Below are 6000 nucleotides of genomic sequence, written 5' to 3'. Positions count from 1 at the left end.
GCGCTTGAACTCCGCGGTGAATCGCTGACGCTTCTCCATCGAACACCTCCGTGCGAGGATTGTCCTCGCTTTCTGGTGTCCGAAAAATCAGGGGTAGTCCACTCCGCCCCCTTTTTTTCCGCGTCACTTCATCCTTCGGCGCGCCTTGCTCAATCCAGAGCTTCACGCATCAACTTAACGAAGTCGGTGGGGTTTGTAAGATAGTTCCGATAGGAATTCTTAATAGCGCTTGGAGTCGATGCTCGCACATATACGACGTGTGCACAGCTCGGGTTGTCAATCAACTCCCGCTCTTTTTCAACCGCTCGGTTCGCTTTTGTATATCCGAAGATCTCCAGCGTTCCATCTGTCTGGAACGCAAGAACCGTATGCTCTTTAATTTTGCTTAGGTCACCCTGCTCACGCAAACGATCTAGTCGGTCCAACAAGTTGTGGCTGCCCTCTTCTCGATGAAAAGCCGCCAAAAGCTCCCGATCCGATAGTGTTGGAAGGCAGCTAGTCATTCCCTCATGACGCCTGGCAAGCAGTTCGCTTGCAACTCGAAAGAACTCGCCGTAGCGGCCGGTGCCATCTTCAAATTTAGTCCTAGCGCCCAAGACCAAATCCGCAATCTCGACTGAAGTAGCCCACGCATGCTGCACATCCGTGCGAAGTTGCACTTCGATTTTTAGCCCCTTCAGTTCGGCATTCGAGCTCGACGAAGGCTCATAGCCGTACACGTAGTGTACGCCGCGATAACCCGTCTGCTTCGGGGTCGCTATGTAATCGTACTTATCACGATGGTGTTGCAACATGTGAGCCGCACGTGTCTTGGTCTCAAGATAGTTGCGGAAGTCCTGAAGCCCCTGAACGTTCGGAAAAATTAGGCGACAGCCCCCAAGGTCCTGCATTGTCGACGCATCTGATGCTCGACCCTGAATCAGTTTGTCTAAAACTGTGCTGCGACGTTTAAGGCGCTGTGCAGGCGCCAAACCGGTTGCATCGATCGACGGCTTTCGAAGCCACATCGCGATCGAGGAAAGCGGAGTCAGGTGAGCCTTCCGCCATTCGTCCACAACTTCCACGTCTTCCTCATTCGCTGCAAAGATGTCCTGAGCGGCAGCTATCCGCTTTCCGGCATTTCTGACTTGATTCTTTGAAGGAAGCATCTAAAAGTCCAAGCCGCAGAAGCACAATAGCTAGCTGCCTCTACCTCACCCGCACTTCGAATACCCACAATTCAAACACGTAGCACACCCGTCCATGATGATCACGGCCGAGGTGTTGCACTTGTGGCACATCGTGGCGCCGGGCGGGAACGCGTTCGCTTCCGTCGCGGCCTTGGCCGCGGTTTCGGCGCCCGCGCCAGCGAAGGAGACGTTGAAGCCGCCGTTGCCGGCGCCTTCGATGGTCAGGCCGGCGGGTTCAGCGTTTTTTTTTGAGCGGGCGTCGTAGGCGGCGCGCTTCTCGGCGATGAGCTTCTTCTGGTGCTCGTCGAGTTCCGGGTCGTGCAGCAGGCCGATCATCTTGAGGTGCTGCTCGATGACCGCGCCGAGTTCGGCGACGATGCTCGGCATGTAGACGCCGCCGGCCTTGAAGTAGCCGCCGCGCGGGTCGAACACGGCTTTGAGTTCTTCCACGAGGAAGGTCACGTCGCCGCCCTTGCGGAACACGGCGGACATGATGCGCGTGAGCGCGACGATCCACTGGAAGTGCTCCATGTTCTTCGAGTTGATGAAGATCTCGAAGGGGCGGCGCAGTTCGTACTCGGTGCCCTGGTTGAGGACGATGTCGTTGATGGTCACGTACAGCGAGTGCTCGAACAGCGGCGACTTGATCTTGTAGGTGGCGCCGATCAGCGATTCGGGGCGCTCGACCTTCTCGTGCATCTGGATGATTTCGGCCATCGGCACGCTCGGCGCGCTGTCGGGCGCTTCGGCGGCGGGCACGAGCTTGGTGGTGTCTTCGGGCTTGACGACGGCGTAGCCCTTGATCTTCTTGCTGATCTTCATTGCGTGCGTCCGGATGCGGTGGTGCGGTAAAGGGGAACCTGGCCTTGCGTCGTTCCCGCCGGGGGCGGGAATCCATCGGGGCGCCTTGCCATGGATGCCCGCTTGCGCGGGCATGACGTCGCTGGGTGTACGGTGGATCGGTGTCCGTGGATCGGTCTTCGATGAAGCGGTGTCGGGTGGATCGGTGGATCTGCTGCGTCGCGTCTGTGTTCGGGGTGTAACGGATTCGGGTGCGGATGCGGCCGGCGGATTTCGTATCGCGGGTGCCCCCGGCCCGGGGCGGCGAACGAGGCATGCGCCGCGCGATGCGCGGGCGCATGCCGGTATCGGGTCTACTTCCTGCGTGTCGTCTTGCGCGCGGCCTTTCGCGGCGCGGCTTTGCGTGCGGTCTTGCGCACGGCCTTGCGGGCGGTCTTGCGTGCGGGCGCCTTGCGCACCGCCTTCCTCGCGACCTTGCGGACGGCCTTCTTCACGGCCTTGCGCGCGGCGGCGACTTTCTTCACGACTTTCCTGACCGCCTTCTTCGCGGCCTTCTTCACGGCTTTCTTCTTCGCGGTCTTCTTCTTCGCGGCGCCGGCGAGTTCATCGGCGCTCTTGCGCGCCATGTCCATGCGGTGCGCGCGGGCGTAGCTCTGGATGTCCTTGAACGAACCGTCGGCGTTGCGGACGGCGTAGAGCTTCTTGCCGCCTCGGCTGTACATCGTGGTGCGCTTGGTGGCCATGCTTCGCTCCTCGGCGGCGCGGGTCGTCGTCACCTTCGGCCGGCCGCCGCGGGCCGGCCGAAGGTGCTTGCGAATCAGCGGCGACGGCCAGCCTTCTTCGCGGCCTTGCGGGCAGGTGCGCGCTTGGCGGCCTTGCGGGCCGGCATCTTGCGCATCGCCTTCTTGGCGACCTTCTTCGTCGCCTTCTTCACGGCCTTGCGCGCGCCGGAAGCCTTCTTCGCGACCTTCTTCGCCGCCTTGCGCACCGCCTTCTTCGCCGCCTTCTTCGCCGCCTTCTTCGCGGCGGGCTTGCGCGCCGGCGTCTTCTTCATCGCCTTCTTGACGGCCTTCTTCGCGGCGGCGACCTTCTTCTTCGCCTTCTTCACGACCTTCTTGACCGCCTTCTCTTCGGCCGCGGCCTTCTTCGTGACCGCCTGCTTCGCCTTGGCGACGACGGCCTTCACCTTGCGCGCGGCCTGCTTGCGCGCCTTGGCGGCCTTGTTGGCGACTTTCTTCGCGGTGTTCTCGACCGCCTGCTTGGCGTCCGAGGCCGCGGTGCTGACCGAACTGGCGACCGCACTGGCGGCGTCCGCGATCGAGCTGCCGATCTGCGACGCGCCTTCTTTCAGACCATCCAACGTACCGCCTTCACTGTGCATGGGGATCCCCTCTCCTGTTTCTCTGGTGTGTGAGCCTGACGGATGACGTGAATCTCGAGACACGGATGACGCAACGCCGGAAGCCGCTTGCCCATGCATCCACGGGCGTCGTTCGCACGATCAGAACTTGCCGTAATAGCCTTCTTTCAGCGCGTCGAACAGGTTGGCCGCGGTGTGCGTTTCACCATCGTACTCGATCTCTTCGTTGCCCTTGACCTCCACCACTTCACCGTCCTCGAGTTCGAAGCGGTAGGTGGTGTTGGCCAGATCATGCTCCTTCACCAGCACTCCTTGGAAGGCCGCCGGGTTGAAGCGGAACGTGGTGCAACCCTTGAGCCCCTGCTTGTGGGCGTAGCGGTAGATGTCCTTGAAGTCTTCGTAGGGGTACGCAGTGGGGACGTTGGCGGTCTTGGAGATCGACGAGTCGACCCATTTCTGCGCGGCGGCCTGGATGTCGACGTGCTCGACCGGGCTGATGTCGTCGGCGGCGACGAAGTATTCCGGCAGCTTCTCGGCCGGGTCCTGCGAGAACGGCATCGCCTTGCCGTTGATGAGTTCGCGGTAGGCGAGCAGTTCGAAGCTGTACACCTCGACCTTCTCCTTCGACTTCTTGCCCTCGCGGATCACGTTGCGGCTGTAGTGGTGCGCGAAGGACGGCTCGATGCCGTTGCTCGCGTTGTTGGCGAGCGACAGGCTGATCGTGCCGGTCGGCGCGATCGAGCTGTGGTGGGTGAAGCGCGCGCCGGTCTCGGCGAGTTCGGCGACGAGCGCGGGGGCCACTTCGGCCACGCGCTGCATGTAGCGGCTGTACTTCGCGTGCAGCAGGCGACCGGGGATCGCGTCGCCGACCTTCCAGCCGTCGGCGGCCATTTCCGGGCGCTTGCGCAGCATCTCGCCGGTGACGGCGAAGTCTTGGCTGAGGATCGGCGCGGGCCCCTTCTCCTTCGCGAGCGAGAGCGCGACTTCCCAGCCGGCGAGCGCCATCTCGCGGCTGACGTCCTCCGTGAACGCGCACGCGTCGGCCGTGCCGTAGCGCTTCTTGAGCATCGTCAACGTGCTGCCGAGGCCGAGGAAGCCCATGCCGTGGCGGCGCTTGCCCATGATCTCGGCGCGCTGCTGCGCGAGCGGCAGGCCGTTGATCTCGACGACGTTGTCGAGCATGCGCGTGAACACGCGCACGACTTCCTTGTATTCCTCCATGTCGAAGCGCGCGTTCGGGCCGAACGGGTCGCGCACGAACGTGGTGAGGTTGACCGAGCCGAGCAGGCACGAGCCGTACGGCGGCAGCGGCTGTTCGCCGCAGGGGTTGGTCGCGCGGATGTTCTCGCACCACCAGTTGTTGTTCATCTCGTTGACGCGGTCGATGAGGATGAAGCCCGGCTCGGCGTAGTCGTACGTCGAGACCATGATCATGTCCCACAGGTGGCGCGCGCGCAGGTGGCCGTAGATCTTGCAGGCGACCAGGCCGTCGTCGCGCGTGACGTAGTTCTTGTGCGTCGGCCAGTCGCGCCAGACCACCTTGGCGGCGTCGGCGAGGTCGATCTCGCCCTGCTCCTTCACGTGGATCGGGAACACCAGCGGCCAGTCGGCGTCGTGCTCGACCGCGTCCATGAAGCCGTCGGTGATCAGCAGCGAGAGGTTGAACTGGCGCAGGCGCCCGTCCTCGCGCTTGGCCTTGATGAACTCGCGCGCGTCCGGATGGGAGACGTCGAACGTGCCCATCTGCGCACCGCGGCGACCGCCCGCGGACGACACGGTGAAGCACATCTTGTCGTAGATATCCATGAACGACAGCGGCCCGGACGTGTACGCGCCCGCGCCCGACACGTACGCGCCGCGCGGACGCAGGGTCGAGAACTCGTAGCCGATGCCGCAGCCGGCCTTCAGGGTGAGGCCCGCCTCGTGCACCTTCTCGAGGATGTCGTCCATCGAATCCTCGATCGTGCCCGAGACGGTGCAGTTGATCGTCGAGGTCTTCGGCTTGTGTTCCTGCGCGCCCGCGTTGGACGTGATGCGGCCGGCCGGGATCGCCCCGCGGCGCAGCGCCCACAGGAAGCGCTCGTACCAGTAGGTCTTCTTTTCCTGGTTTTCCTCGACCTCGGCGAGCGCCCGCGCGATGCGCTGGTAGCTGTGGTCGATGTCCTTGTCGACCGGCTCGCCCTGCTTGGACTTGAGGCGGTATTTCTTGTCCCAGATGTCGTAGGACGCCGGCTGCAGCGGAATCTCCGCCGCGCCGCGCGCGAGCTGCTCAAGGCGCACCGTGCTCATATTGTTTTCTTGCTCCCGTTACCCGTCGGCTCACGCCGACGTTGCCAACCGATGCCTGCGCCACCCTCCCGAGGCGACGCAGCCTCCTGCTTCCTGCTGCACCCAATCTGTTGCGCGGCACAATCTATAGGTTGCGCCGCACAAGGCGAACACAAGATGTTGTGACGCCGACGGGCAAAACTACGCCGCTCGCCGGATGAAGTAAAGCTTGACTCACAGCGAATCGCGATCTGACGCGATTCGTGGCAGGCGACCCTTTTGAAAACGCCCGGCGGGGCCTGGATCGGACGCGCGCAGGGTCGATCCGGGGTCGACCGGGCGCCGAAACTGAACGGCTCCCTGCAGGCGGTGCGCCAATGCTTGAATGGGCCGAAACCGGCG

The 6000-nt window shown here is 63.0% G+C and carries 5 protein-coding genes; all 5 read right to left on the bottom strand.

The features are described 5' to 3' along the window. Nucleotides 1-149: 149 nt before the first annotated feature. Nucleotides 150-1148, bottom strand: a complete 999-nt coding sequence (locus FHW12_RS10375) for a RelA/SpoT domain-containing protein (protein ID WP_182530911.1) — start codon at nt 1146-1148, stop codon at nt 150-152. A gap of 45 nt (nt 1149-1193) precedes the next feature. Then, on the bottom strand, nt 1194-1991 hold the full coding sequence (locus FHW12_RS10370) for an NrdJb (protein WP_182530910.1): 798 nt from the start codon (nt 1989-1991) through the stop codon (nt 1194-1196). A gap of 332 nt (nt 1992-2323) precedes the next feature. Further along, the gene (locus FHW12_RS10365; protein WP_182530909.1) at nt 2324-2713 is read right to left on the bottom strand and encodes a hypothetical protein; all 390 of its coding nucleotides are present in this window, start codon (nt 2711-2713) and stop codon (nt 2324-2326) included. Between the two features lie 74 nt (nt 2714-2787). Continuing rightward, nucleotides 2788-3330: a histone gene (locus FHW12_RS10360; RefSeq protein WP_259392956.1), complete on the bottom strand. Its 543-nt coding sequence runs from the start codon at nt 3328-3330 to the stop codon at nt 2788-2790. Between the two features lie 141 nt (nt 3331-3471). Further along, nucleotides 3472-5619, bottom strand: coding sequence for an adenosylcobalamin-dependent ribonucleoside-diphosphate reductase (locus FHW12_RS10355; RefSeq protein ID WP_182530908.1), 2148 nt, complete (start codon nt 5617-5619; stop codon nt 3472-3474). Nucleotides 5620-6000 lie beyond the last annotated feature (381 nt).

The sequence above is a fragment of the Dokdonella fugitiva genome, from assembly GCF_014138265.1.
Lineage (GTDB): Bacteria > Pseudomonadota > Gammaproteobacteria > Xanthomonadales > Rhodanobacteraceae > Dokdonella_A > Dokdonella_A fugitiva_A.
Note: the sequence above shows the minus strand (reverse complement) of the source record. Positions and strands in the feature narration are given on the sequence as shown.